20 protein-coding genes are annotated in these 24,767 nt (G+C 72.6%); 7 read left to right on the top strand and 13 right to left on the bottom strand.

The features are described from left to right. Positions 1-11: 11 nt before the first annotated feature. The 6 genes from H6726_00485 to H6726_00510 form a co-directional block, all read right to left on the bottom strand. On the bottom strand, positions 12-875 hold the full coding sequence (locus H6726_00485) for a hypothetical protein (GenBank protein MCB9656095.1): 864 nt from the start codon (positions 873-875) through the stop codon (positions 12-14). After that, the gene (locus H6726_00490; protein ID MCB9656096.1) at positions 872-1,918 is read right to left on the bottom strand and encodes a hypothetical protein; all 1,047 of its coding nucleotides are present in this window, start codon (positions 1,916-1,918) and stop codon (positions 872-874) included. The genes H6726_00485 and H6726_00490 overlap by 4 nt, the downstream gene beginning before the upstream one ends. A 45-nt stretch (positions 1,919-1,963) precedes the next feature. Next, positions 1,964-2,851: a hypothetical protein gene (locus tag H6726_00495; GenBank protein MCB9656097.1), complete on the bottom strand. Its 888-nt coding sequence runs from the start codon at positions 2,849-2,851 to the stop codon at positions 1,964-1,966. Next, positions 2,848-5,484, bottom strand: coding sequence for a TonB family protein (locus tag H6726_00500; protein ID MCB9656098.1), 2,637 nt, complete (start codon positions 5,482-5,484; stop codon positions 2,848-2,850). The genes H6726_00495 and H6726_00500 overlap by 4 nt, the downstream gene beginning before the upstream one ends. A 241-nt stretch (positions 5,485-5,725) precedes the next feature. Further along, the gene (locus H6726_00505; GenBank protein MCB9656099.1) at positions 5,726-6,259 is read right to left on the bottom strand and encodes a hypothetical protein; all 534 of its coding nucleotides are present in this window, start codon (positions 6,257-6,259) and stop codon (positions 5,726-5,728) included. A 61-nt stretch (positions 6,260-6,320) separates the two neighbouring features. Continuing rightward, complete coding sequence (locus tag H6726_00510; GenBank protein MCB9656100.1) at positions 6,321-6,563, bottom strand: hypothetical protein; 243 nt, start codon at positions 6,561-6,563, stop codon at positions 6,321-6,323. A 107-nt stretch (positions 6,564-6,670) separates the two neighbouring features. Between H6726_00510 and H6726_00515 the strand changes: the two genes are divergently transcribed. Both H6726_00515 and H6726_00520 read left to right on the top strand, forming a co-directional pair. Further along, on the top strand, positions 6,671-8,104 hold the full coding sequence (locus H6726_00515; GenBank protein ID MCB9656101.1) for a radical SAM protein: 1,434 nt from the start codon (positions 6,671-6,673) through the stop codon (positions 8,102-8,104). Then, on the top strand, positions 8,101-8,799 hold the full coding sequence (locus tag H6726_00520) for a prolipoprotein diacylglyceryl transferase (GenBank protein ID MCB9656102.1): 699 nt from the start codon (positions 8,101-8,103) through the stop codon (positions 8,797-8,799). Before H6726_00515 ends, H6726_00520 begins: the two co-directional genes overlap by 4 nt. A 369-nt stretch (positions 8,800-9,168) precedes the next feature. Here H6726_00520 and H6726_00525 read toward each other — a convergent pair whose 3' ends face one another. Both H6726_00525 and H6726_00530 read right to left on the bottom strand, forming a co-directional pair. Further along, the gene (locus tag H6726_00525; protein ID MCB9656103.1) at positions 9,169-10,290 is read right to left on the bottom strand and encodes a hypothetical protein; all 1,122 of its coding nucleotides are present in this window, start codon (positions 10,288-10,290) and stop codon (positions 9,169-9,171) included. Between the two features lie 43 nt (positions 10,291-10,333). Then, on the bottom strand, positions 10,334-12,511 hold the full coding sequence (locus H6726_00530; GenBank protein MCB9656104.1) for a hypothetical protein: 2,178 nt from the start codon (positions 12,509-12,511) through the stop codon (positions 10,334-10,336). Between the two features lie 332 nt (positions 12,512-12,843). Here H6726_00530 and H6726_00535 point away from each other — a divergent pair, with 332 nt between their 5' ends. Continuing rightward, positions 12,844-14,085 carry a hypothetical protein gene (locus H6726_00535; GenBank protein MCB9656105.1) on the top strand — a complete coding sequence of 414 codons (1,242 nt, stop codon included), beginning with the start codon at positions 12,844-12,846 and terminating at the stop codon, positions 14,083-14,085. Between the two features lie 89 nt (positions 14,086-14,174). Here H6726_00535 and H6726_00540 read toward each other — a convergent pair whose 3' ends face one another. From H6726_00540 to H6726_00560, 5 genes are all read right to left on the bottom strand, one after another. After that, positions 14,175-15,527 (bottom strand): HAMP domain-containing histidine kinase, encoded by a 1,353-nt coding sequence (locus tag H6726_00540; GenBank protein ID MCB9656106.1) that lies wholly within the window; start codon positions 15,525-15,527, stop codon positions 14,175-14,177. Further along, the gene (locus H6726_00545) at positions 15,524-16,213 is read right to left on the bottom strand and encodes a response regulator transcription factor (GenBank protein MCB9656107.1); all 690 of its coding nucleotides are present in this window, start codon (positions 16,211-16,213) and stop codon (positions 15,524-15,526) included. The genes H6726_00540 and H6726_00545 overlap by 4 nt, the downstream gene beginning before the upstream one ends. 32 nt (positions 16,214-16,245) lie before the next feature. Next, positions 16,246-19,347 carry an efflux RND transporter permease subunit gene (locus H6726_00550; GenBank protein ID MCB9656108.1) on the bottom strand — a complete coding sequence of 1,034 codons (3,102 nt, stop codon included), beginning with the start codon at positions 19,345-19,347 and terminating at the stop codon, positions 16,246-16,248. Next, positions 19,344-20,252: an efflux RND transporter periplasmic adaptor subunit gene (locus H6726_00555; GenBank protein MCB9656109.1), complete on the bottom strand. Its 909-nt coding sequence runs from the start codon at positions 20,250-20,252 to the stop codon at positions 19,344-19,346. The genes H6726_00550 and H6726_00555 overlap by 4 nt, the downstream gene beginning before the upstream one ends. Before the next feature lie 149 nt (positions 20,253-20,401). Further along, positions 20,402-21,745, bottom strand: a complete 1,344-nt coding sequence (locus H6726_00560) for a hypothetical protein (GenBank protein ID MCB9656110.1) — start codon at positions 21,743-21,745, stop codon at positions 20,402-20,404. Between the two features lie 92 nt (positions 21,746-21,837). Here H6726_00560 and H6726_00565 point away from each other — a divergent pair, with 92 nt between their 5' ends. The 4 genes from H6726_00565 (at position 21,838) to H6726_00580 (ending at position 24,754) form a co-directional block, all read left to right on the top strand. After that, positions 21,838-22,602, top strand: a complete 765-nt coding sequence (locus H6726_00565) for a crotonase/enoyl-CoA hydratase family protein (protein ID MCB9656111.1) — start codon at positions 21,838-21,840, stop codon at positions 22,600-22,602. After that, positions 22,599-22,931, top strand: a complete 333-nt coding sequence (locus H6726_00570; GenBank protein MCB9656112.1) for a thioredoxin — start codon at positions 22,599-22,601, stop codon at positions 22,929-22,931. Before H6726_00565 ends, H6726_00570 begins: the two co-directional genes overlap by 4 nt. A 236-nt stretch (positions 22,932-23,167) precedes the next feature. Further along, positions 23,168-23,737 (top strand): hypothetical protein, encoded by a 570-nt coding sequence (locus H6726_00575; GenBank protein MCB9656113.1) that lies wholly within the window; start codon positions 23,168-23,170, stop codon positions 23,735-23,737. A 48-nt stretch (positions 23,738-23,785) separates the two neighbouring features. Then, complete coding sequence (locus H6726_00580; GenBank protein ID MCB9656114.1) at positions 23,786-24,754, top strand: hypothetical protein; 969 nt, start codon at positions 23,786-23,788, stop codon at positions 24,752-24,754. Positions 24,755-24,767 lie beyond the last annotated feature (13 nt).

The following is a 24,767-nucleotide window of genomic DNA, read 5'->3' on the forward strand; positions in this document are numbered from 1 at the left end:
TCCGAAGCGGTTCAACGCTCGAAGTGCACGCGGACGAGGGCGGTCGCGCGGACTGGCTGACCAGCGCCGTCGCGCGCGGGGTGGAAGCGCTCGCGGCGGGCGCAGGCGGCCGCGGCGGGGCCGAAGCCGAAGCCGGGGTCGCGGGCCGTGGCGCGCTCGACGGCCCCGTCCGCGCCGACCTGAACGCGCACCGTGACGTTCTGCTGGTAGAGGTCGGCCGCGATGGCGGCGCCCGGCCAGGGGCAGCTCCAGTCGCTGTTCACGGCGCGCGGCGCCTGCGCCGGCTGGGCGTTCACGGCAGCGCCGCCCGTCCCCGTGGCGCCCGCAGGACCGCTGCCCGCGCCCGTGCCCCCCGCGACACCGCTGCCTGCGTGGCCACGACCGAGAGCCCCGGAGACCGCGCCCACCACCGCGCGGCTGGACGCCATGGCGTACGACGTCGCGCCCTGGAACGCGCCCGCGAGGCTGGTGAAGTCGGCGGGCTCGGTAGGCGCGCTGGGTGCCGGCGTGGGCTGTGGCGCGGGGCTCGGCGAAGGGGCCGCCGCGCGCGCCGTCGCGATCCGCGGGGCAGCGGCCGGCGCGTCTGGCTCGGGCTCGGGGGCTGCCGGCTCGGGCAGCGTCTCGAGTGGGATGACCACGGCGGCCGGGTCCAACTCGGCCCGCAGCCGAGGCCCGTGGGAGAAGCCGCAGGGCAGGCCGCTCGTGGCCAGGAACGCGAGGCCGTGCAGCCCCAGCGCCAGCCCGAGCGCGACAGCGGTGCGCGCGGCCGACGACCACGGGCGCACGCCCCCCACACGCTGTGCAGGCTCCGCCCGTCCGACCGGGGTGGTCCCGACGGGGGTGTCGTGTGTCAGCGCTGCGTGCGTCGAGGTCATCCGTCGTGCGTGTGGCCCACCCCGTCGACGGGGCACTCGCCCTCGCCCTGGAAGTGGCCCTGGGTCTTCAGCTGGGCGCGGAAGTACGTGTACATAGACATAGTGTCCAGCGGCGTGATGGGCGAGCCGCCGAGCTGGAAGCGTTCGTCGATCTCCGGTAGCTGGGCCGGCATGATGGCCTGAAGCTCCGCTGCCGTGACCGTTCCGTCAAGATCGAGGTCACAGTCGGCGAGCCACTGCGCGAGCCGCGTGACCCCGCCCTCGGACCCCTCGGGGAAGCCGTTGAAGAAGATGTGGTCGCCGTGCAGCGTCATCGCCACCGTCGTCGTGCCGTTGGCCGTCACCGCGAAGCCCGGCACCTCGTCCACCTTGCAGGGGCCGTAGTGGGTGTCCGCGTTGGCGCCCACCACGAAGCTCACGGCGGGGGCGTCGTAGCAGGGGTTGCCGCCCGACAGGTTGCCGTTGGGCGTGGCCGCGCCGGGCGTCGCGAGGGCTGCGGGCGGGCACGACTGGCCGGACGCGCTCTCGAGCGTGCCCTCGATGAGGTACGTCCAGTCGTTGGCCACCATCTCGTCGAAGTCCGCCTGGCTCACCGACGCGTGGCGCTGGGCACCCTCGGCGGCGCTCTCGGTCGCGTAGTTGAACTCCCAGCGGCCTGCGCGCAGGTCGTCCAGCTGCCACAGGGCGAGGCCCGCGGCGGGCACCTGCACCAGGTCCACCGCGAACGAGTCGGGGGCCTCGGCGTCGACGGACGCGTTGGACGAGCGGTGCAGGTCGAGCGCGCCGACCACGGCGATGTAGCGGCTGAACGAGACCGACCACCCATCGCGGATGTTCTCCGGCCCCTGCCCGGCCTCGATGCCGTCCGTGATGACGTCCTCGGCCTCGATCAGCGCCGTGAGCGAGCCCGTGCCGGTCTCACCGCCGCAGCCCAGCGTGAGCAGGCCCGCGCACGCACAGGTGCAGGTGCAAAGCAGGCCAGCGCGAGCGTGGGGGCGAGAGGGGGACGCGGGGTTCCGGGGGCGTTCGAAGGTCTGTGTCATGGGGTTCTCGTGGAGGTCCTAGAGGCGCACCAGCTGTGGCCAGCCTCAGTCGTTCTCGATGAAGGTGAACGTAGGGCGCTGCCCCGCGACCAGGGCGTTGCGCAGCGCGCGGAAGGGCTCGCTGCCGGGCGCGAGCTCCACCTGGTCCACGCAGCCCGCGCCGGGCGCGCACACCTGGCCGAGCGCGCCGCAGTCGCGGCTCGTGTTCGTGCCGGCGTCGCAGGTCCACTCCACGACCCCGTCGCAGCGCAGCGCGGTCTCGTCCGGCGCGCAGGTCTCGAAGGTCACGAGCGAGCGGAGGTCCACGCCTGCCAGCCACGCGGCCGGATCGAAGCGCACCTGCAGCGCGCGCTCCGCGCCGTCGACGTCCTCGCGGAACACGTCGCTGCTGCTCTTGCGCACCACGGGCACGCCCAGCTCGGTGGCGTCGGTCTGCTGCACGGGCACGCGCGCGACGAAGGGCACGGTGATGCCGCTCACCTCGGCGCTGCCCTCGAGCACCAGCGAGGCCCCGTCGAGGGCCTCGGCGGCGTCCAGCACGAAGGGCTCGTCGCGCGTGAGCTGGGCGCTGATGCCCAGGTCGAACATCCACGACTGCACCACGCCCGACACCCCGTAGAGCGTGCCGGCCTCCTGGGCGGTCGGGTCGAGCGCGTCCACCACCACCGTGTCGAGCCACTCGAGGCGCGCGGTCTCGCACAGCTCGCCAGCCTGAGCACCTGCGCAGAGGTAGAGCGGACCGAAAGCCAGATCCGCCCGGGTGAGCGTCACGGGCACCGCGCCCAGCGCCATGCGGGGACCGGCGGATGCCGTGCCTTGCACCTCGAGCGGCACCTGCACACGCGTCTGGCTGCTCTCGGCGCAGCCCAACACGAGCAGCACGCAGAAAGGCGCGAGGGCCGTGAGCACACGGGTGAGCGTGGACGAGCTCACAGCGTCACCCCCAGCGTCACCATGAACGAGAGCGGCGCGCCCGCGGCGATGTGCCGTGCCGGGGTGCGCGAGCGGACGCCGTCGTCGGGGTCCCAGTCGGACGCGAAGTTGTACTCCACCGCGGCGTAGCGCGCGTTGAGCGCGTTGTTCAGCTGCAGCCCCAGGTCGAGGGCGCGCCACTTCAGGTTGGCGCCCACGTCGAGCAGCGTGAAAGGCGCGGCGGACTCGTCGAACGGCAGCGGACGCGCGGACAGATACGAGAGCCCGACCCCCGCGCGCCCCATCAGCGGGTGTCCCCCGAGGCGCGCCAGCTCGTGGCTGGCCCCCAGCTCGGCGCGCACCACCACGGGAGGCACGAACGGCAGGCGCTGGCCGCGCGCGTACGGCGGGAAGGGCTCCTCCGCGCTGGCCGGTGGTGGCGAGCGCAGCGTCGCGCCGACGACCGTCACCGAGAGCGACGCCACCAACCACTCGAGCGGCCGGGCCACCGCGTTGAGCACGGCACCCACGCGCTGAGTCGCGCCGATGCGCTCGAGGCGCCCCTCGGAGGCCGCAAACGCGACGTCGTCGGACAGGCGCGTGAAGTAGCCGCCGAGGCTCAGCTCGAGCAGGTCGTCATGCGTGATGCGCACCCCCAGGTCGGCCGAGCGCACCTTCGAAAAGGGCGCGGGCTCGCCGTCGGCCAGCAGGCGCGCCTGGGGCGAGCGGTAGCCCTCCCCGTAGGCCGCGAGGATCTCGAGGAACGACGTCGCCCGCACACGCAGGCTCGCGCGGGGGCCGAAGGTGCTCCCCAATGCGCTACGCCGGAAGCCCTCGATGAACGCGTCGTCCGGGCGCACCACCGGCACGAAGTTGCCGAGGCGGTCGTCGATCTCGTACGACAGCACCGCCCCGCGCACACCGGCGCGCACGTCGACGCGCTCGCCCAGGTGCCAGTCGAGGTCGGCCCAGAAGCCCACGTCCACGCCGCGCACGCTCGCGTCCACGCGCTGGTCCCAGGTCTGGTTGCGCACGGCCGCGTCGAGCAGGTTCTGCGCCTGGGTGATGCCGTCCATGCGGCCCTCGACGCCGAGCTCGAGCGTGCCGCGCGCCCACGTGGCGGGGCGCAGCGGCGCGGTGCGGTAGCGGCCCACCAGCCCCACGGAGCGCGTGCGGTTCTGCTGCTCGATCAGGTCGCCGCGGCCGGCCACGCGCTCGAGCGTCTGCGAGCGCTGGATGAAGCCCGTGAAGTTCTCCTGGATGCGGAAGCTGTCGTAGCCGAGCCACACGCCCAGCTGCCCGCTGTCGCCGCGCTCGCCGCGATAGTCCGCGAACAGACCCAGCATGACGCGGCTGGCGAGCGCGTTCTGCCCGCGTGCGGTGGGCTCGTCGTACACACAGGTGAAGCACACGCGCCCCGCGTCGATGTCTTCGCGCCGCAAGACGCCCGCGAGGTCGGAGCGGGCGGTGTGCAGCACGCCGACGGCGCGCAGCGTGAACGCGCCCACCTCGAAGCCGTGCTGCAGGATGGCGCTCGCGGCCTGCCCGGCGCGGTTCTGGCCGAAGCCGTCCGTGCGCGTGTACTGCAGCGCACCGAAGCTCTGGTCGGAGAGCCCGCGCGGCGCGAACAGCAGCAGCTGCCGCGACGTGCGGAACGAGCCGTAGCTCGACGCCACGCGTACGCCACGCTCGTCGCCCTCGACCCCGAGCGAGATGTCGATCGAGCCCGCCACGGCGAAGTCCCCCTGACGAGGATCGGACACGCCAGCGCTGACGTGCATGCCGCTCACCACCTCGGCGATGAGGAAGCCGAGGTCGGCGTAGCCCTGCCCGTGGATGTGCGAGGGGAGGTTGATGGGCAGCCCGCCCACCCGGAACGCGATGTCTTGTCCGTGCTCGGCGTCGAAGCCGCGCAGCATGTAGTTGTGGGCCACCGCCGGCCCCTCGGAGCGGCCAATGTAGAGCCCCGGCGCCGAGCGCAGCACCTCGGCCCCTTCGGAGCGCGGGGCGGCGCGCAGCTGCTGGCGGTCGAGCTGGAAGTCGCTCACCGAGCGGTCCTCGGCGCGCAGCTCGCGCTCACCGCGCACGGTCACGTCGATGATCTCGTCTTCGGCGAATTCGTCATCGGCACCCAACGAGTCGTCCGTGTCTGGCGGCGGCGTGGCGCCGCCCAGAGCCGGCGCACCGCTGGGCCGAGCGGGCGTGGGCGCGTCAGTCCCGCTGCCTGGTCCCGGAGCGGCGTCGTGGGTCGCCGGCCGGGTCGTGCCCTCCCCGGTCGGCGCGACGCCATCGGGTGCGGGGGATGGCGCATTCGGAGGAGTCGGTGTGGTTGGCGTGGTCGGCGTGGTTGGCGTGCCCGACGCATCGGCGGGCTCTGGCTCAGGCTCGGGCAAGAGGAAGTCGAACGGCACACGGATGCGAGCCGGGATAGGCACACCGTCGCGCGTGGCGGGTTCGAAGCGCCACGCGCGCACCGCCGCGAGCGCCGCGGCGTCGAAGTCCTCCGCGGCGGAGACGAGCACCCGCGCGTCCTCGACGCGTCCGTCCGCCCCCACCAGCACGCCGAGCTCCACGTGGCCCTCCCGACCGGCCTCGAGCGCGGCCGTCGGGTACGCGGCTGGGGGTCCATCCAGCACGCGCGGTGGCTGGAGCACCGGCTCGGTGGGCGCTGGCTGCGCGTGAACCACATGCGCACAGGCACACACCGCGCACAAGAGCGCCACGCCGCGCGCCCTCGCGAGACTCCCGCACGCACCCGGAGCGGCACTGAAGGCGCCGCGAGACTGTATGGAGGGCTGCGTGGGGAGCATGGCCCCGAGATATCACACTCAGCTACTTATGCAAACGATTTGCAACTAAGTGCGAGTCGCAAGTGCAGAGGGCTTGCGACGGGGCTCAGCGCCGCACCTCGAGGCGCCCCTCGATGTGGAAGACGCGCTCGGTGTTGTTCAGCTGGGTCGGCGACGCATCGAACGCAAAGTGCATCACGATGCGGTCGGCGGTGACGGTGGACACGGTCAACGACGCCCCGGGCCGCTCCCGCAGCGAGAAGGCCTCGTTGCCCGCGCTGTCGGAGAAGCCGTGCACGACCAGGTTGATGTCGAACCCGTCTTGGTCGACCGCGCCGGCGCCGTCGAGGCGCACCGTCATCGTCATGACACCGAGCTCGTAGCCCCCCTGCGCACTCGGGATCCCGAGCCCATTGCCGGCCAGCAGGGTGATGTCGTCCGAGACGAACTCCGAGACCGACTCGGTGGTGCCCTCGAAGCGCAGGGGGCTCGTGAGCACGTCGCCGCTGAGCTCGAGGGAGACGAAGGTCTCCCCCTCGGCCAGCGCGGGCGTCGCGTCCTCTTCGCAGCCGAGCAGGACGCACGCGACGAGGAACACGGACAAGGGGAAGGTGATGGGAAGGCGGTGGTGATGGTGCATGCCGCTTCGTTAGCGACACGACGCCGCACGCACTACCTCCCGCGGGGGGTAGTGCGCTGGGTCAGTGCATCGGCGCGGCCATACCGGCGCAGTACACCGCGCCGAGGCTGAGCACGAGACAGGCGCACCCCAGCAACCCTGCGCAGCCTCCCATCAGCCCGAGGCCGCCTGTCACGACGGCGCTCTTCTGCTCCCCTTGCGAGTTGCGCACGGCGGCGGTGAAAAACGCGGCCGCAGCGGCGAACAGGCCCAGGCCCGCGACGACCGGCACGAGCACCACGACGACGATGGAGAGTTCGTCCACGCGGTGAGTGTCACCCAGAAGGGACACGCCGAGCAACCGTCGCGCTCACCCGACGGTCCTTCGAACACGAGGCGCATTTCCCGCGCGGATGACCTACCTTCCGCGCTGTGGACCGCCGCACCCGCCCGTACTTGTTCTACTCCGCCACGCGCGCCCTGTGCGACGTGTGCCTGGCCGTCGTCGACGCCAAGGAGCTGATCGAAGGCGACCGGGTGGTGCTCGTCAAGCGCTGCCCCGAGCACGGTGTGCGGCGCGTGCTGCTCAGCGACGACGCCGCGTACTTCCGTCGCGGTCGCGAGGCGTTCCTGAAGCCCGGCGAGCAGGTGCTGCGCCACAACACGGGGCACTACTGGGGCTGTCCGTACGACTGCGGCATCTGCCCGGACCACGAGCAGCACGGCTGCGTGTCCATCCTCGAGGTGACCGACCGCTGCAACCTCCAGTGCCCCACGTGCTACGCGGGCAGCGGGCCGCAGGTGGGCGACCACCGGTCGCTCGCGCAGCTGGAGCGCATGCTGGACCGCATCGTGGCCAACGAGGGGCACCCCGACGTGCTGCAGGTGTCGGGTGGTGAGCCCACCATCCACCCCGAGTTCTTCGCCATCCTGGACGCGTGTCGGCAGAGGCCCATCCGGCACCTGATGGTGAACACCAACGGCCTGCGCATCGCGCGCGAGCCGGGCTTCGCGGAGCGCCTCGCCGAGTACATGCCGCGCTTCGAGCTGTACCTGCAGTTCGACTCGCTGCAGCGAGACGCGCTGCTGACCCTGCGCGGCGCCGACCTGCGCGCGGTGCGCGAGGAGGCCCTCGACCGCCTGGATGCGCTCGACGTCTCGACTACCCTCGTGGTGACGCTGCGCAAGGGCGTGAACGACCACGAGGTGGGCGACATCCTCGCGTACGCGGCGCGGCGTAAGTGCGTGCGGGGGGTGACCTTTCAGCCGGAGCAGCATGCGGGGCGCAACGAGGGCTTCGACCCCGAGCATCACCGCCTGACGCTGAGCGAGGTGCGGCGCCGCATCTACGAGCAGTTCCCGACGTTCACGCCCGACGACCTGCTGCCCGTGCCGTGTCACCCGGACAACCTCGCGATGGCCTACGCGCTCAAGCCGCGTGACGGGGGCCCGCTCGTCCCACTCAGCCGCCACATCGACCCCGCGCAGCTCATCGCGGGCACCAGCAACACCATTGTGTTCGAGGGCGACCCCGGCATGCAGGCAGCCTTCCGCGCCAAGCTCGGCTCGGCCCTCAGCACGGGGCACGGTCCAGAGGGCGCGGCCGAGTCGCTGCGCGACCTGCTCTGCTGCCTGCCGCGCGTCGAGGGCGCGCTCGACCTGCACTACCGCGACGTGTTCCGCGTGGTGATCATGCAGTTCCTCGACCGGCACAGCATGGACCTGCGCAGCGTGCGCAAGAGCTGCGTGCACATCGCCCACCCGGACGGCGAGCGCGTGATGCCCTTCGACACCTACAACCTCTTCTACCGTGGCGCGCTCGAGGAGACGGTGCTCACGCCGCTGCGCCGCCGCGTGCGCGCGTGATCTACACAGCGTTCGTCGCGCTGGGCGTCGTGCTGGGGTTCGGCATCACGCGGAACCTGGGGCCCGAGGTCGCGCTGCGTTCACCCGCGAAGGTCACGTATGCGGCGCTCGGCGGTGCGGTCGTGGGCGCGTTCCTGCTGCAGCTCCCGGCGGACGCGCTGGGGTGGTCGCCCGAAGCAGAGACGGTGACCCGCTGGGGCGGCCGCACGGTGCTCGGCGGCCTGCTCGGCGGGTGGCTGAGCGTCGAGCTGATGAAGCGACACATCGGGCACGTGGCGCCCACCGGCGACGCGTTCGCGGTGGGGCTCCCGCTCTCGCTCGGCATGGGTCGACTGGGCTGCGTGTTCGCGGGCTGCTGTCCGGGCGTGCCGCTCGACGCGAGCAGCCCCTGGGCGCGCGTGTCCCTCGCGCTGCACGACGAGCCGCGCTTCCCCGCGACGCTGCTCGAGGCCTACTTCCACATCGCGGCCGCGGTGGTGCTGTTTGCGCTCACGCGCCGCGACGTTGGCGCGGGGTTGCGTCTGGTGGGCTACTTCGCCGCTTACGGCGCGTTCCGCTTCGCGGTCGAGTTCGGGCGCGACGTGCCGCGGCCGCTGCTCGGGCTGAGCTACTATCAGGTGTTGGCTGGGGTGCTGGGTGTCGCGGGGATTGTCACACTCGTTCGCCGGACGAAGGACCATTGGTCCCAAATCTAGGCCACTGCGGACGAGAGAGGCTGTCTCAGAATTATCCGCGAATAGGGGCACCCCGGACTAAAGTCCGGGGCAGCGATCTCAGGTGATCGCGCGCTCGAAGTCCGCCCCCTGCGGAGGCGGACTGCGCCTCGTGGACTGGTGTCGGGTGTTCGGCGGGTCGGTCGCACTCTTGTGTCCGCGGTGGCGCCGAGCAAGACAGTCCTCCCCCTTGTGGGGAGGACTTTGGAGAGTGCCCGGCGGCAGCCGGGGACTCGGAAGGATGCTGCCCCGGACTTCAGTCCGGGGTGCCCCTAATTCGGGACGACGGGCCCTTCTGAGACAGTCCCTTTCAGTCCGCGGTGCTGTTAGAGCGGGATAGCAAGCCCTTCCTCAGTACCCCAGCCGCCGCGTGATCGTGTCGAGGTCCACGCGCAGCCCGCTCTGGCTGGTGGACACGTGCCAGCGCGCCGGCGGGGTGGCTGGCGCGCCGCGCTCGAGGAACGGCGTGGCGGCGCCGAGACCGCTGGCCGAGCGCTCGGGCGACGCGAGACACTGCTCGAGGCAGTAGAGCGCACCGGCGGGGGTGTTGGCCTGGTCTGCGCGGTCGCAGCGCGCGCCCGTGTCGTTGGCCTCCGCGCGGGCGCTCATGCGCACCAGCACGTCCACGCGGCGTGAGCTCGCGCAGCGACCGATGCTGGGGTCGTCGCGCTCGGGGTTGCTGGGCGAGGGGCACTCGCCGGGGACCTCCAGCTCGGGGTCGGGCGCGCGGTAGCGCGGCGTCATCCAGCTGGTGGCCGCGCCGGCCGCGACCAGGCGCACGCTGCCGTCGCGGCGCCCGATGCCGGTGGCGATGGCGCTCGCTGCGCGCGCCGCGCGGCACCAGGCCAGGCGGTCGTTGGCGGCGTCGCGGGCCGCCTCGCCACGCAGCGCGGGGCGGTCGGTCCAGGGGGGCTGACCCCAGCCTTCGCGCACGAGGTCCGGGCAGTCCAGGCGCGCCGAGGGCCGCGTGAAGTCCACGTGCCCCACCGTCGCGATGTCCACGTTCTCGGCGTGCGGCAGCATGGCGCGCAAGGCGAGCCCCAAGCACTCGAAGCCGTTCTGGCCGCGCGCGCCGCCCACCGTGCACGGCGTGGTCGACGCCAGCGTATGCTCGCCCGACGCGAAGAAGTCGTCGCTGCCGCAGCTGACGCGCCACTGGAGCGGCGAGTTGCCCACCAGCTCGATGGTGCACAGCTGGCCGATGGCCACCTGCGCCACGGTCAGCGCGTTGGCCGCTTGCTGGAAGGTCTCTGCGGAGAAGCGCTGGCGGCACTGCGCCTCGAGCGCGCGCACCGCAGCGACGTCCACCTCGCTCTCGGGCAGCGTGGCGGGCACGAGCACGGGCGCCTCGGGGCTCTCTACGCCGGTCGCGTGCGTGGACGCGCACCCCACGAACGCGAGCGCGAGCAGCGCGTGAGGGAGCATGCGCATGACTGGGCGGACGTGGCGCGAGAGCGGGGAGACGTGGCGCACGGCCGGAACGTGGCGCCCGCCGAGCCTGATGGAGCCCGGCACGTCAGCGCCCCCCGATGAGCTCGTAGAGCCCACCCAGGTTGAGTCCGAAGAAGAAGCTGTACGCCTGGTCGTCGGGGTGCGGCCAGTTGGGGTGCACCAAGAAGCCCACGGTGAACAGGTTCTGCGCGCGGCTGGGCAGGCCCCAGTCGAGCCCGACCATGAACGCTGGCCCGATGCGGCTGGCGTGACCGTCGGCCGCGATGCTCGCGATGAAGGGCACCGAGAACTCGAGATCGAAGCCGTGGTTGAACTGCATGTCGAAGTGCACCAGCGGCACCACCAGACCCACGGCCCACGGGTCGGGCTTGCTGAAGAACACGCCGAGCCGCGGGTCACCGAGGATGCCGAGGCGCCCGTGCCAGCGCTCGCTGCCCACCGCGTGCGCGACGACGCGCGCCTGCCACACGCGCAGCGCTGCGCGCGCCACGCACCGGGAGCGGCCCGCCTCACGCAAGACGAGGTGGGCGTAGATCTTCTGGTCCACCCGCAGCTCGGCCGCAGACTCGATCAGCGCGCCCGAGCGCACCTGCCCCTCCTCGTCGACGGGGCAACGCCCACCCGAGGTCACCGCGACCGCGAAGGCCGAGACCCCGGCGTGCCCGTAGTCGCCCGTCTCGACCCCCACCAGCGGCGCCTGGTCGGAGAGCACGCTCTGACGTCCGCTGCGCGGGTCGTTCCACGAGCTGGCGATGCCCTCGGGGACGGCGATACGGAAGCGCAGGTCGTCCTCGTGGTGGCGGAACGCGAACGTGGCTGGGTCGTCGCGCCGCACGCCGCGCCAGCCGGGCACGGCGTCACCGGTCTCGCCGTCTGGGTCACGCGTGAGCCCCACCGGCGCCCAGTCCTGCGCGGGGTCGAGCACCGCGATGCGCCCTGCGGACAGCCCGCTCGCGCCGCGGCATCCCCCGCTGGACGCCAGGCGCAGCTCGTAGAAGCCGCGCTGGAGCGTGATGGGCGCGGGGCCCTGCGAGTCCTCGCCATGGCAGAGCAGCACCTCCGCGGGCAGCTCGGACAGGGTCGCACCCGCGAGGGTGACCAGGGTCGCGCCGTCCCCCGTGGTGAAGCACTGCGAGCTGCGGTCCAGCTCCTGCACGCCGTCCGGCCGCAGGCTCACGCGCGGCTCGTCCACGCACACCCGCGCGGCCGGCGTGGCGCGCGCGATCAGCTCGAGCGCCGTGAGCGAACCCAGGGCCTTGGCGTGCATGGTGGCGCGGTGCACGCCGTGCGAGGACACCATGCAGACGCTCACGTCGCCGAGCAGCGCCATCCACTCCGTCGCGGCAGGCACCAGGCTCGCGCCCTCCTGCCCGTAGCGCTCGGTCATGAAGCGGGCCATCGGCCCCGAGTCGAGCTCGATGCGGTCGGTCAGGGCCGTCGCGCCGATGCGCTGCCCCACCTCGCACACGTTGGGGCCGCTGCCCCGCACGAAGCGCAGCGAGCCCGCCGCCACCGCGAGCTGCAGCTCGGCCCACAGCTCGTCCTCGGCGTCCGCGCCGCGCCGCAGCGACAGCCCGCGCTCACTGCGCGAGAAGTCGGGCACCAGCAGCTCGCGCTGGGCCGCGTCACTGGCGAAGTAGTCCAGCAGCGCCGTGGGGCGACCCGAGCGGACGTCGCCCAGGGGGTAGCTGGTGGTCCCCTCCACGCGCGCCACCACGTTCCACACGCCAGCACACTCGGGCAGGGTGACGCTGGACTGGCTGCGTGAGAGCGCCTGCCGGTCGCCACCTGCGCTGCACGCAAACTCGAGCTCCATCTGCGGAGCCCCACAGGCGCTGGACGCGCGCCGCACGGACAGGCGCCGCGCGTTGGGGTCGGGCTGCACCGCGAAGGCGCCCTGCGCCTCCATCACGAAGTCGGTGCAGTGCGCGAGGATCAGCGACGAGGCCGGTGTCGCCGTCTGGTCGCGCGGCCGCCCATACAGGACGGGCAGCTGCGGGGTGCGCCAGCCGAGGCGACCGAGCGCCGCGAGGAACGTGGTGGCCCCGCCACTCAGGGCGCGGAAACCGCTGCTCCGGTTCAGGCTGTACTCGCAGGTCTCGCGCGGCGTGAAGGTGGTCCCGAGGAACGCCGCGGCGCTGCCGCTCGCGGCCGAGCCGAAGCACTCGGGCAGGTTGCTCTCCTGGGCGTACGCGGAGCTCGGGCCGAAGCCGACGGCGGACGCGGCCAGGAGCGCCCCCACGAGCACGGTCGAGCGCGCCCCTGGGTGTGCGGACCGCGCGGAGCGCGCGTGGGGGAGACGGGCAGACGAACGATGGGACACAGAGACACTCCTCTCGAGGGATCGGGGTCGAAGGCGAACGAGCCGGGGCCCGTTGCGCTTCCCGGCGCATACTCGCACCCTCGCGCCCGAATCGCACGCCTCACGCGGGCCTGGGGCGGAGCGCGTCGTCGCGGCGTCGCCGCCGTGGTGCCATGGCGAGTTCGCAGACGGTCCCGCTCCGACCATCACCGTCCGAGACGCCGTGGACGCACCCCTTGAGTGCTCCCCGCCTGTGGTGGATAGTGCGCGACATGATCAGGGCATCGTGGTCGGGGTCGGTCACTTCGTGGCTGTTGGTGGTAGCGCTCGCGGGTTGTTCCGGGGGCGACGACGGCGGAGGCCAGGCGGGCGCGGGGGCGCAGGCGGGCGCGGGCGGCGGGGCTCCCGCGGCGGAGCCAGCGAGCGCGGGCCAAGGGGAGCCTGCTGCTGCTCCCGAACCCACGCCCGAGCCCGAAGCGCCAGCCGAGGCCGCTCCGACCGTGACGGAGCTGTCGGCGCAGAACGCGCCCGCCGATCACGGGAGCTGGGTGGACCTGCTCCACACGGTGCGCACCACGGTCGCGGGCACGGCGTTCCGCGACGACCCCGCCCAGCTCGCGCACATGTACGATGGCGATCTGCTGACGGCGTGGAACTCCGCCACGCTGCCTGCTGGGGACGACGCCCCGCGCAGCCTGGGGGTGCGACTGCCCGCGGGCGTGCGGGTGCACGCGATCGACCTGACTGCGGGCTTCACGAAGCTGCGTCCACAGGGCGATCTCTTCACGCAGAACCTGCGCATCCGCCGGCTGCGCGTGCGGCACCCGGGGGGCGAGGTGTTGGTCACGCTGGACCCGGAGTCGCGCGAGCTGCAGCGCATCCCCGTAGAGGGCGCGGGCGGCGACTGGCAGCTGGAGCTCTTGGAGTGGGTGCCGGGCAGCAACGCCAACTGGCGAGAGCTGTGCATCTCGGAGCTCCGCGTGTGGGGCGAAGCCGATGCCGCCGCACCCCGAGCGAGCGCGCCGATCGCGGTGGTGGGCACGCTACCGAGCGAGGCCGTGACGCAGGCGCTGGCAGCCGCGGATGCCGCCGGAGGAGACAACGCGGACGACCTCGGCGGGGAGGACGACTCGGACGCGCTCGCGCCTGCTCCAGCCGCCGTACTGACGCAGCGCGAGGGGCTCCACGCGACGCGCATGGAGCTGGCCCCCGAGATGGATGGTCGCACCCCCCTCGACCCGCGCACCACCTACTCGAGGACGGCCGACCACCAAGTGTACTGCTACTTCGAGCTGGCCAACCCGGAGCAGACGCCCACGACGGTCACGCTCGCCTGGGAGGACGTGAACGGTCAGGGCCGCGGGGCGCCGACGCAGATCCAGGTGCCCGGCAACCGCCGCTTCATCAACTACCGCTACACGTCGGTCGAGTGGCGACGCCCTGGGACCTACTTCTGCGTCGTGCGCCACGAGGACACGGAGCTGGCGCGCATCGCCATGACCGTGACGCCCTGAGCACCCCGCGCGCGATTCATGTGTACGCGGTGTGGCCAGCAGCCCTGAACGCTCTCGCGAGATGGGTCGTGTCCCGCGGCTCGGCGTGTTCACGCGAGCGGCACGACGATCTCCAGGCAGGCGCCCTCGTCCGAGGGCACGACGCGCGCCTCACCACCGTGCCTCTCGGCGATGGCCCGCACGAGGGCGAGGCCGAGGCCCGCACCCTCTCCCGCACGGGCCTCGCGATGGAAGGGCACGAAGACGCTCTCCTCGGCGCCTGCCGGGATGCCGCGTCCCTGGTCCTGGACGCGCACGCTGGCGCGGCCTTCGCTGGCGACCAGCGACACGAGCACACGGGTGCCACGTGGCGTGTGCTGTAGCGCGTTGCGCAGCAGGTTGTCGACGGCGCGCCCCAGCATCTCGGGCTCGACCTCGGCGCGCACGGCGTCGGGCGCACGCAGCACGAGCGTCACCTCGGCGAGCGTGGCGACGTCCGTGAAACGACGGATGGAGTCCCGCACGAGCTCGCGCAGGTCGGTCGGCAGGGGCGCGCGCGGCGCGGCTCGAGCGGCGCCCATCCCGAGCAACTCCTGCGCCATCGTCTCCAGGCGCGTCACCTCCGCCCCAACCTCTTCGAGCGCCTCGCGCAGCTCCGCATCGCCGCGCGGTCGGCGCAGCGTGACGTCCACCGTGGCGCGCAGCGTCGCCAGGGGGGTGCGCAGCTCGTGGGCGGCCCCGGCCAACATCCGCTCGCGCGCTGCTCGGTCTTCGCGCATGCGCACCGTGGCGCGGCTGACCGCAGCGCGCAGCTCGCCCACGACGTCGGGCAGGTCGTCCCCGGGAGGGTCCTGGTCGAGCTGCCCCTCACCCAACGCCTGCACATGCTGCGCGATGCCCTCGATGCGCCGCGCCAGCCACCCGGCGTGTCGCCGCTGCGCCACGAACAGCGCGAGCGCCACCAGCAACAACCCGAAGCCGCTCGAGCGCCAGTAGGTCGCGATGGCGCGCTCCGTGGGCTCGAGGCTGGTGGAGAGCCACAGCGCGTGCGGACGTCCGTCGGGGCTGGGGACGCGCAGCACGAGCACTCGGGCACCCTGCTCCGTGCGCAGCTGCGGCTCGTCGCCCGCGGGTGGTGGCAGGCGCTCCGGCATGCGCGGGGAGACGCGGGTGGCGAGCAGCCGCGCGCCATCGGGCCCGTAGATGGCCGCGGCCGCAGCGTCGAGCGACCCCGTGCTCAAGAGAGCCTCGCGCACCGGAGAGTCGTCGGCGTGGAGATGTGGAAACGCCCCGGGGCGGTCGAACAGGCTCACCGACTCGGCGGCCGCCTGCGCGCGCAGAGACTGGTCCACCGCGGAGAGCAGCGAGCGCTCGAACACGAGCCCGACGCCCACCCCCGCCAGCGCCATCAACGTCAGGGGCAACGCAACCCCATACGCGAGCAAGCGCCGGTCGAGCCTCATGCGCCGTCTCCCTCCGAGGGTCGCAGCATGCGGAAGCCGACACCCCGCACCGCGGTGATGCGCGGTCCGCCGGGCCCGAGGGCGTCCAGCTTGCGGCGCAGGTAACCGACGTAGACGTCGAGGATGTTGGGGTCGCCCTCGAAGCCCCAGCCCCACACCGCGTTGAGCAAGTGACTGCGCGTCAACACGTCACCCGCGTGAGCGAAGAACTCGACGGCCAGCGAGAGCTCGCGCGGCGACAACGACACCTCCAGCTCGCCGCGACGGAGGTGGTGGCGCCGGGCATCGAGCTCCACGTCGCCGAGGCGGAGCGTGCTGCTGGCGCCGACGGCCCGCCGCTGCAGCGCCTCCAGGCGCGCGACCAGCTCAGCAAACGCAAATGGCTTCACCAGGTAGTCGTCAGCCCCAGCCCGCAGACCCGTGACGCGCTCCCCGATCTCGCCACGTGCGGTGAGCATCAGCACTGGGATGCGCAGCCCCTCGGCGCGCCAGCCGCGCAGCACGCTCGGTCCATCCACGTCGGGCAGCATCCAGTCGAGCACCACCACGTCGTAGACCACGTCGAGGACCTGCCGACGCGCGTCGGCGGCGGTACCGCACACATCGACGAGGTGTCCCTCTTCGCGCAGACCGCGGGCCACCTTGGTGGCGAGCTTGGCTTCGTCTTCGACCAGCAACACGCGCATGGGTACGTCCTACTCCGTTGGCGGACGGGCGGCTAGAGCGCGTCGGAGGTGGGCGGGGAGGCAGCGCGCGCCCCGACGCGGACGCGGCCGAACCACCGCACCAGGGTCGGGTAGAGCACGGGCAGCAGCAGCAAGCTGACGGCGGTCGATGTGACCAGCCCCCCGACGACGACCGTCGCGAGTGGACGTTGCACCTCGGCCCCAGCCCCCGTCGCCAGCATCATGGGCACGAACCCGAGCGACGCGACGAGCGCCGTGGTGGAGACCGGTCGGAGGCGTGCCTTGGCCGCATCGAGAGCCGCCTGCGCTGGGGACTTCCCGTCCGCGACCTCCACTTCGATGCGGGCCATGAGCACGACGCCGTTGAGCACTGCGATGCCGGAGAGCGCGATGAAGCCGATGGCCGCCGAGATGGAGATGGGGAGGTCGCGCAGCACGAGCATCACCACGCCTCCGACGGCGGCGAAGGGGATGTGCATGGCGATGATGAGCACGGGCTGCAGGCGCCGGAAGAGCAACGTCAGGACCGCGAGGATACCCACCAGGACGAGCGGCACCACCCACGTGAGGCGTCGCTTGGCGGCCTCGAAGGCCTCGTACTGACCGCCCCAGTCGAGGCGGTAGCCCGCCGGCACGTGCAAGCCGACGAGCCGTCGTTGAGCCTCCGCGGCGACGGTCCCCAGGTCGCGCCCGCGGACGTTGAAGCCCACTGCGATGCGTCGCTCCGAGCGTGCGTGGTGGATCACGCTCGGAGTCTCGAGCCGCCGCACGCGGGCGACGTCGGCGAGCGCGACCAGCCCCTCGCTCGTCGGGACCAGCGCGCTCTCGAGCCCTTGCGCGGTGGGAGAGGAGAGGCGCACGCGGATAGGGATGCGCAGCACGTCTTCGTACGTTGCGCCCGCGCCGAGCCCCACCTGGAACGCCTGCACCGCGTCGAGCACGTCGCCCACACGCAGCCCGTGGCGCGCCGCTCGGAGGGGGTCGGGCACGACGTCCATCAACGGCACGCCGGGGGGCGCGAGGAGGCGCAGGTCTTCGGCCCCTTCGAGACCGGTAAGTCGCTGCTCGATGTCCTCGGCCACGGCGCGCGCTGCGCCGAGGTCCACTCCCACCACGCTCACGCTCACGTCGGTGACGTCGCCTCCCAAGAGCTCGTTGAAGCGCATCTGGATAGGCTGCGTGAAGGCGACTTCGTCCCCTGGCGAGGTCGCCTCGATGCGCTCCCCCAGCTCCTCCAGCAGCCGGTCGCGCGTCACCCCCGGGCGCCACTCGGTCGTTGGGCGCAGGCGCAGGAACACGTCGGACTGCTCGAGGCCCATGACGTCGGTGGCCACCGCCGGGCTCCCGATGCGGGAGTACACCGCCGCGACCTCTGGCACGTCCAACGCGGCGACCTCGAGCGCCGACCCCAGCTGTGCGGCCCCCTCGATGGCGATGTCCGGGCGGCGCGTGACCTGGACCACCAGATCGCCCTCGTCGAGCTGTGGCACGAAGGCGGTCCCAGCGCGCCCAAAGAGCACCGCGCCCGCCGCCAACGTCGCGACCGCGACCCCGCCCACGACGAAGGGGTGCCGACTGGCCGCCGCGAGGAGAGGCGTGTGCAAACGCTCGAGCGCGCGCACGAGGCGCGGCGAGTTGGTTGGCATGTGCTCGCGTCGAACCGCGAGGGCCGTCATCGCCGGCGTGAAGGTGAACGTCAGCAGCAGCGCCGCCGCCAGCGCCAGCACGACGGTGATCGCCATGGGACGGAACATCTTACCGTCCACCCCCTGGAGCGCGAGGATGGGCACGTAGACCATCAGGATGACGGCCACCGAGTAGGCGACCGGGCGGGCCACCTCGGTCACGGCACGCTGCAGGCCTACCGACGAGTCCTCGTCCGGATGCGACGCCCAGCGATGGAAGATGGCCTCCACCAACACCACCGCGCCATCCACGAGCAGGCCGAAGTCGATGGCGCCAAGGCTCATCAGGTTTCCAGGCACGTCGAGCGCCACCATGCCCACCAGCGCCCCGAGCATCGCCAGCGGGATGGTCGCCGCGACGACGAGCGCCGCCCGGGCGCTGCCGAGCATGACGAACAGCACCAAGGCCACGAGCAACCCGCCTTCGAGCAGGTTCTTGCCTACCGTGCGCAGCGTCGCCGCCACGAGCTCGCTGCGGTCGTAGATGGTCTCGACGTGGACCCCCGCGGGCAAGGCCGCGAGCACTTCGGGCATGCGCGCGTGGATGCCGTCCAGCACCATCAGCGCGTTCTCGCCGCGCAGCATCTGCACCATGACGTACACACCCTCGCCGCGGCCCTGCGATGTCGCGGTACCCAACCGGGGTTCCGCACCGGGGCGCACGGTGGCGACGTCGCCCACGCGTAGCGTCGCGCCTCCCTCCGAGGTGCGCAGCACGGCGCGCGCCAGGTCTGCCGGTTCGGCGGGGAGCGCGCGGCCCCGCAGCAGCTGGCGCTGGGCGTCCGCCCTCAGCGAGTCTCCCGCGACCGCGCCGCTTGCCCGCGCTACGGCATCCTGAAGCGCCGCGAGCGTGACGCCGTGTGCGGCCATCGCGACGGGGTCGCCTACGACGTCGAGGGTGCGCCGCGTACCACCCCACGTGTTGACCTCCACCACGCCCGGCACCGCGCGCAGGATGGGGGCGATGCGCAGCTCCACCAGCTCGAGGATCTGCGTCGCATCGTAGCCCTCTCCCTCGACGGCGAAATGGTAGATCTCGCCAAGCCCCCCCGTCATGGGGCCCAGCTCGGGCGCCTCGACCCCCGCCGGGAGCTCTGGGAGCGTCATCAGGCGCTCGGCGACCAGCTGGCGCGCGCGCACGAGGTCGACGTCGTCGTGGAACACGGCCGTCACGGCGCTGAGGCCATAGCGTGAGAGGGAGCGCTGCGTGTCCAGTCCCGGTAGCCCGCCGAGCGCGATCTCGACGGGTCGTGTCACCAGGCGCTCCACCTCCTCGGGCGTGTAGCCGGGCGCGCGCGTCAACAGCACCACCTGCTGGCCCGTCACGTCGGGCAGCGCGTCCAGGCGCAGGTTGCGCGCCGTCAGGAGAGCCGCTCCGGACAACGCCACCACCAGCGCCAGGACCAGCTTGCGGTTCGCGATGGACCAGAGCAGCAAGCGCTCGATCATGGTTGCTCCCGTCCGAAGCGGACCGTCACCCAGGCGCCGTGCGGGAGCGGCGAGGTGACGGGGTAGAAGGTGTGGAACATGCCCGTGGAGGGGTCGAGCACGGGCGCCTGGGTGGGCGTCGCGGGGAGCTCGTGCCCATCGACCACGAGGGTGACGGGGCCGTCGGGAGCGCGCTGTGCGGTCGTGACTTGAACGACGGCGTCACTGGGGCTGACCACGCGGGCGAGCGGCATCTCGCGCCCCACGGACGCCCCCTCGCGCACCAACAGCGCGACGACGACGCCGGCCCGGGGCGTGCGGACTCGGAGCACTCCGTGACGCGCGAGGTAGCGACGATCGGCGGCGCGGACGTCCGCAGCCCGCAATGTCGCGGCGGCCATGTCGGCGCGGGTGCGTAGCTGAACCAGCGCCACCTCTGCCGCGTCGAGCGTCGCGCGTGGCTCGAGGGACTCGGCGACCAACTGCGCGACCCGCTCGCGCTGCTCGGACAGCAGGCGTGACTGCGCGGCGAGCCCGACCACTTCGACGGCCGCGAGCGCGAGCTCGGGGGACTCCACCTCCGCGACCACGTCGCCCTCCTCCAGCGCGTCACCCACGTGCGCCACCAACCGTCGGACACGCCCATCGAAGACCAACCCGACGTCGCTGACGCCCGACGTGGTGACCACGCGCCCGAGCGCCTCCCGCAACGGAACGGCGACCCCCTCGGGGGAGGAGCCATCCGACGGGTCGTGGGCGGCGCCCGGCAGAGCGCCTGAGTCCCCTGGCGTCGCCTCCCGGGGCGACCCCAGGGCAGACGCGGCGCGCACGTCGGTGGGCGCGTCTTGACGTGCATCTTGGCGTATCGCTGCGCGCGTGTCCCCTGACGCGTCGGTCTCCGCGCTGGGTGGGCCACCGCACGCCATGCAGACGGCGATCGCGCACGTGATCGCAACGCCCGATCGCGAAACGCGCGACACGGCGCCAGGTGACCCCTGCGCGCCTGAACTCCCATCCGATGCCATCGGAGCGCGCGACGTGGGTCGGGCCCGACGCGAGAGATGAACGATGACGCTCATGGTGCCTCCGTGCCAGCCACGAACCGTTCTGCGGACGCGTCCTCCGACCCCGCCGCGTCGAGCAACAGCCGCAGCCGCAGGCGTGCGCGCGCCGCGGCCTCGTCGAGGCGCCCCTGCGTGATGCGGCCCTGGGCGAGCGCCAAGTCTGCCCGCAGGACCTCGGCGCGGGTGCCGGCCCCCAGCGCCAGCCTCCGCGCGAGCTGCTGCGCGCGCGCCTCGAGCGCGGTGATCACCTCGGCGGCATGCGTGAGACGCGCGCGCTCCGTGAGCTCCACGGCATCGATCGCCGCCTGGAACATGCCGTGCGCCTCGTGCTGCGCGCGCACCGCCTGGACCTCGGCGCGCGCCACACGCTCTGCCGCCTCCGCGCGCCCCCTGCCGTTGCGGTCCACGAACCCGAACGTCGCTTGGAATACGCCCGCCAGCACGATGCCGCGCGGAGAGTCGCGCTCGACGTAGACACCGAGCGCGCCCACGCCGCGCGTCGCGCGTTCCACTTCGCGTGCCCGCGCCACCTCGGCCGCCACCAGCGCCTCGTGCAGCGCGAGCGTCGGGAAGCCCGCGAAGCGCGCGGGGTCACCGAGGAGCTCGTCGACCGGGGGGACGGCGACGTCGGGTGGCGCCCCCAGAGTCGCGGCGTGCAGACCTTGGTCGTGCTGCGCCGTCGCATGCAGCAGCGCGAGGGACGCCGCGCGTCGCTCGTCGTCCGCCTGCGTCACCTCGAGGCGCAGCGCACCGAGCGCTCCTGTCGCCTCCGAGACGTCGACGTCGGTCGCGAGGCGCAGCACCTGGGCACGGGAGACGACGGCGAGGTGCTGCTCGCCGAGCGCGACGCAGGCGTGGGCGACCTCGAGGCGCTGTTCGGCGGCGTGGAGCGCGAGCCAGGCGTCACCGCCCTCCAGCGCGGCCCACATCCGCTCCACGCGCTGCTCCACGTCGAGCGCACGCAGCTCGCTCGCCAACGCGGCCAGGCGAGCGGCTCCGAGTCGGCCGAGCGGGAACCCTTGCACGATGGTGGCCTGGACCTCCGGGCCCACATCTGCGCGCGGGACTCGGCGGCGGCCCACCTGCACCTGCACCGAGGGATTGCCCGCCAGGCGATGGACGTCACCATCGGCCACGGCTCGGGCCGCGCGCACCCGGCTCGGGCCGCGCGCCTCGGGCCTCTCGAGCGCGAGCTCGAGCGCCTCGACGAACGTGAGGCGCGCGACGCCTGCGTGCGCATGCTCCGAGGGAGCACCGTGGGACGCCTGGGCCGCGGCCTGCTCTGCGACGAGCTGGGTGCTCAGCACGACGGAGAGGCCGAGGAGATGCGCGCGACGTAGGAGGGTTCGGTCCATGGGCGACAGACGTACATGGCGCGGCATGACGCCTCCTGAGATCACCCTGAGAGAACTCTCAGCGTCGCCGAGCGGTCCGCTACACTGCCGCGATGAGCGTTCACTACGAGCTGCGCGACACCGTCGCGCTCATCACCCTGGATCGCCCCGGGGTGCGCAATGCGGTCGACAGCCTGACGGCCGGCGCGCTGCACGACGCCTTTCTGCGCTTCGACGCCGACGAAGCCGCGCACGTCGCCGTGTTCACGGGCAGCGGCGGGACCTTCTGCGCCGGAGCCGACCTGAAGGCGCTCGCAGGCGGGGATACACGCGACCTCGCGCCCGAGGCCCGCGGGCCGATGGGTCCGACACGCATGGAGCTCGACAAGCCCGTCATCGCGGCCATCGAGGGACATGCCGTGGCGGGCGGCCTCGAGCTGGCGCTGTGGTGTGACCTACGTGTCGTGGCGGACGACGCCGTGATGGGCGTCTTCTGCCGTCGCTTCGGGGTACCGCTGATCGACCTCGGGACCGTGCGGCTGCCGCGCCTGGTCGGGCACGGACGCGCCATGGACCTGATCCTCACGGGCCGCCCCGTCGCTGCAGACGAAGCGCTGCGCATCGGCCTGTGCGACCGCGTGGTCGCGAAGGGGCACGCGCTCGAGGCGGCGTTGGCGCTCGCGCGGCAGATCGCGGCCTTCCCGCAACGCTGTCTGCGCGGCGACCGACGCGCGGCCATCGACCAGTGGTCGCTCGACTGGGACGCCGCCATGCGCCGCGAGCTCGAGCTGGGCCAGAGAACACTCGCGTCGGGTGAGACCCTCGCGGGTGCCTCCGCCTTCGCGGGGGGCCAGGGCCGTCACGGCGAGTTCTCGTGATCCCCGTCCACCACGCCACCCCGGAGACGTTCGACACGCTGGTGCTCGAACCACGCGACACCCTTGTGATCGTCTACTTCTGGGGCCCGGACTGCCCGAACTGCGAGTTCTTCGCGTCGCGCCTTCCCCATCTGCTCGAGCTCCTCGGGGAAGTCCCCGCGCGGCTGGTCAAGGTGAACGCCTACGAGCACGACGCGCTCGCCACGCGCTTCGCGCTGTTCGGCATCCCGCAGTTCTTCCTGTATCGCAACGGAGCACGCCTCGGCAAGATGAGCGAGTTCCGCGGCGACGCGTTCTTCGTGCAGGTGGTCCGCGACCACCTCGCGTGACCTCACACGCGCGGGACCTCACACGCCACGGTCGACGCGCCCTGTCGAGCGTGGCTTGGACGGTCCCGTCACGCGCAGACGCGACCGGCGTGGAGCCGGATCCAGATGAACGGACAACACCGGAAGACGCTGGGTCATGGCGCCGGGGCGGGGCGGGGTGCCAGGGTGATTCCCATGTGCAGCGCTGCTCCCGCACCAACAGGTTGACCGTGGACGCTCCCGGTACGAGTCTCCGCGTGGCAGCGCTAGCGAAGGGAGCTGGGTTCAACGCGTGCGCGCAGTTCATGAAGGCCCGCGTCGGTGACGCGCGCTACGCCGCCATGATCGCGCGCGCCCCCGTGTCGGCGCGCGACGTCCTCGAGAACGCCATGTCGGCGTCGTGGTACCCGATCGCCGCGTTGGACACGCTCTTGAACCTCTACTCCCGAGAGCGAGGCTTCCGCGGCACGATGGACGCTCGAGACGAGTTCGAGGCGCTGGGGCGGTACGTGGCCGAAGACAACCTCACCGGCATCTACCGCGCGCTGCTCCGGGTCCTCTCGGCGCACGGCGCCGTGCCGATGATGCCTCGCATGTGGTCGCAGTACTTCAAGGAGCAGCGCTGCCAGCTGGAATGGGACCGCACGCGCACCGAAGCCCGGCTCACGGTGGCCGGTTTGCCCATCGCGCACCTGGGTGCGGTGGCCGCGGGGTGGCAACAGGCGGCGCTGCGCCTCTCGACCCACCCGGGCGCTACGGTCGTCGAAGAGCGCTATGCCCGCGGGCAGATGACCTCGGACCCCATGGTGTTCCGCATCGTCTGGTAGAGAGCGACGCCCGCGTGCGTCGTCGCCCACGGCCGGTATAGGAAGGACATGTCCGACCGCCGCCGCTCTGCCGCCCCGCTCGCCCTCCTCTGGCTGGTCTCCTCGTCGCTGGGTGGCTGCGACCCTGCGCCACGCGCCGAGCAGACGAACGCTGGCGCGACACCCGCCGCCCCCCCCCTGCGACCCACACCCGAGCCAGCGACCGCGGACGAGGTCGGACCACGCCCTGCCGCCTGGGTCGAGGCGCGCGTGGACGAGGCTCGGGCGCGCATGCAGGCCGACCCGGCGGGTGCCCTCGTGTGGGCGACCATCGAAGCGCACGGCGGTCTCGCGACGTGGCTCGCGCGTAGCACCGTGTCGTTCGAGTTCGACTACAAGCCGCTGGCCCAGCCCGAGCGCCGCATGCACACACGCAACCAGGTGGACCACTGGAGCGCGCACGCCCGTCAGACCGAGCTCGACGGGGGGGCCGGCGCCGAGGCCACGCTCGGGTGGGACGGTCGGCGCGCCTGGATCACCCCTGAAGCCGACGCGTTCCCCAGCAGCGCGCGCTTCTGGTCGCTGACGCCCTACTACTTCGTCGGCATGCCCTTCGTCGCCGCGGACCCGGGCACGCGCTACGAGCGGCTGACCGACGCCTCGCTCGACGGAACGGTCTACCAGCTGGTCAAGCTCACCTACGGCGAAGGCGTGGGCGACGCGCCCGACGACTACTACATCCTCTACTTGCACCCGGAGACGCACCACCTCGCAGCCCTCCGCTACGTGGTCAGCTTCCCCGGCTTCTTCCCCGAGGGCGGTCACACCCCCGAGAAGCTCATGCGGTACACGGACCCCACCGAGGTGGACGGTCTGCGCTTCGCGCAGCGCCTGGACACCTCCAGCTGGGATCTCGAGGCCGGCATGCCCGGCGAGATCGTGACCGAGATCTACGTGTCCGACATTGCGCTGGGACAGAAGTGGCCGGCGGCCCTCTTTGCGCCCCCGGAGGGCGCCGTCGTCACTGAAGACTTGTGAGCGGACTGAACCT

The organism is Sandaracinaceae bacterium (assembly GCA_020633055.1).
Lineage (GTDB): Bacteria > Myxococcota_A > Polyangia > Polyangiales > Houyiibacteriaceae > JADJJE01.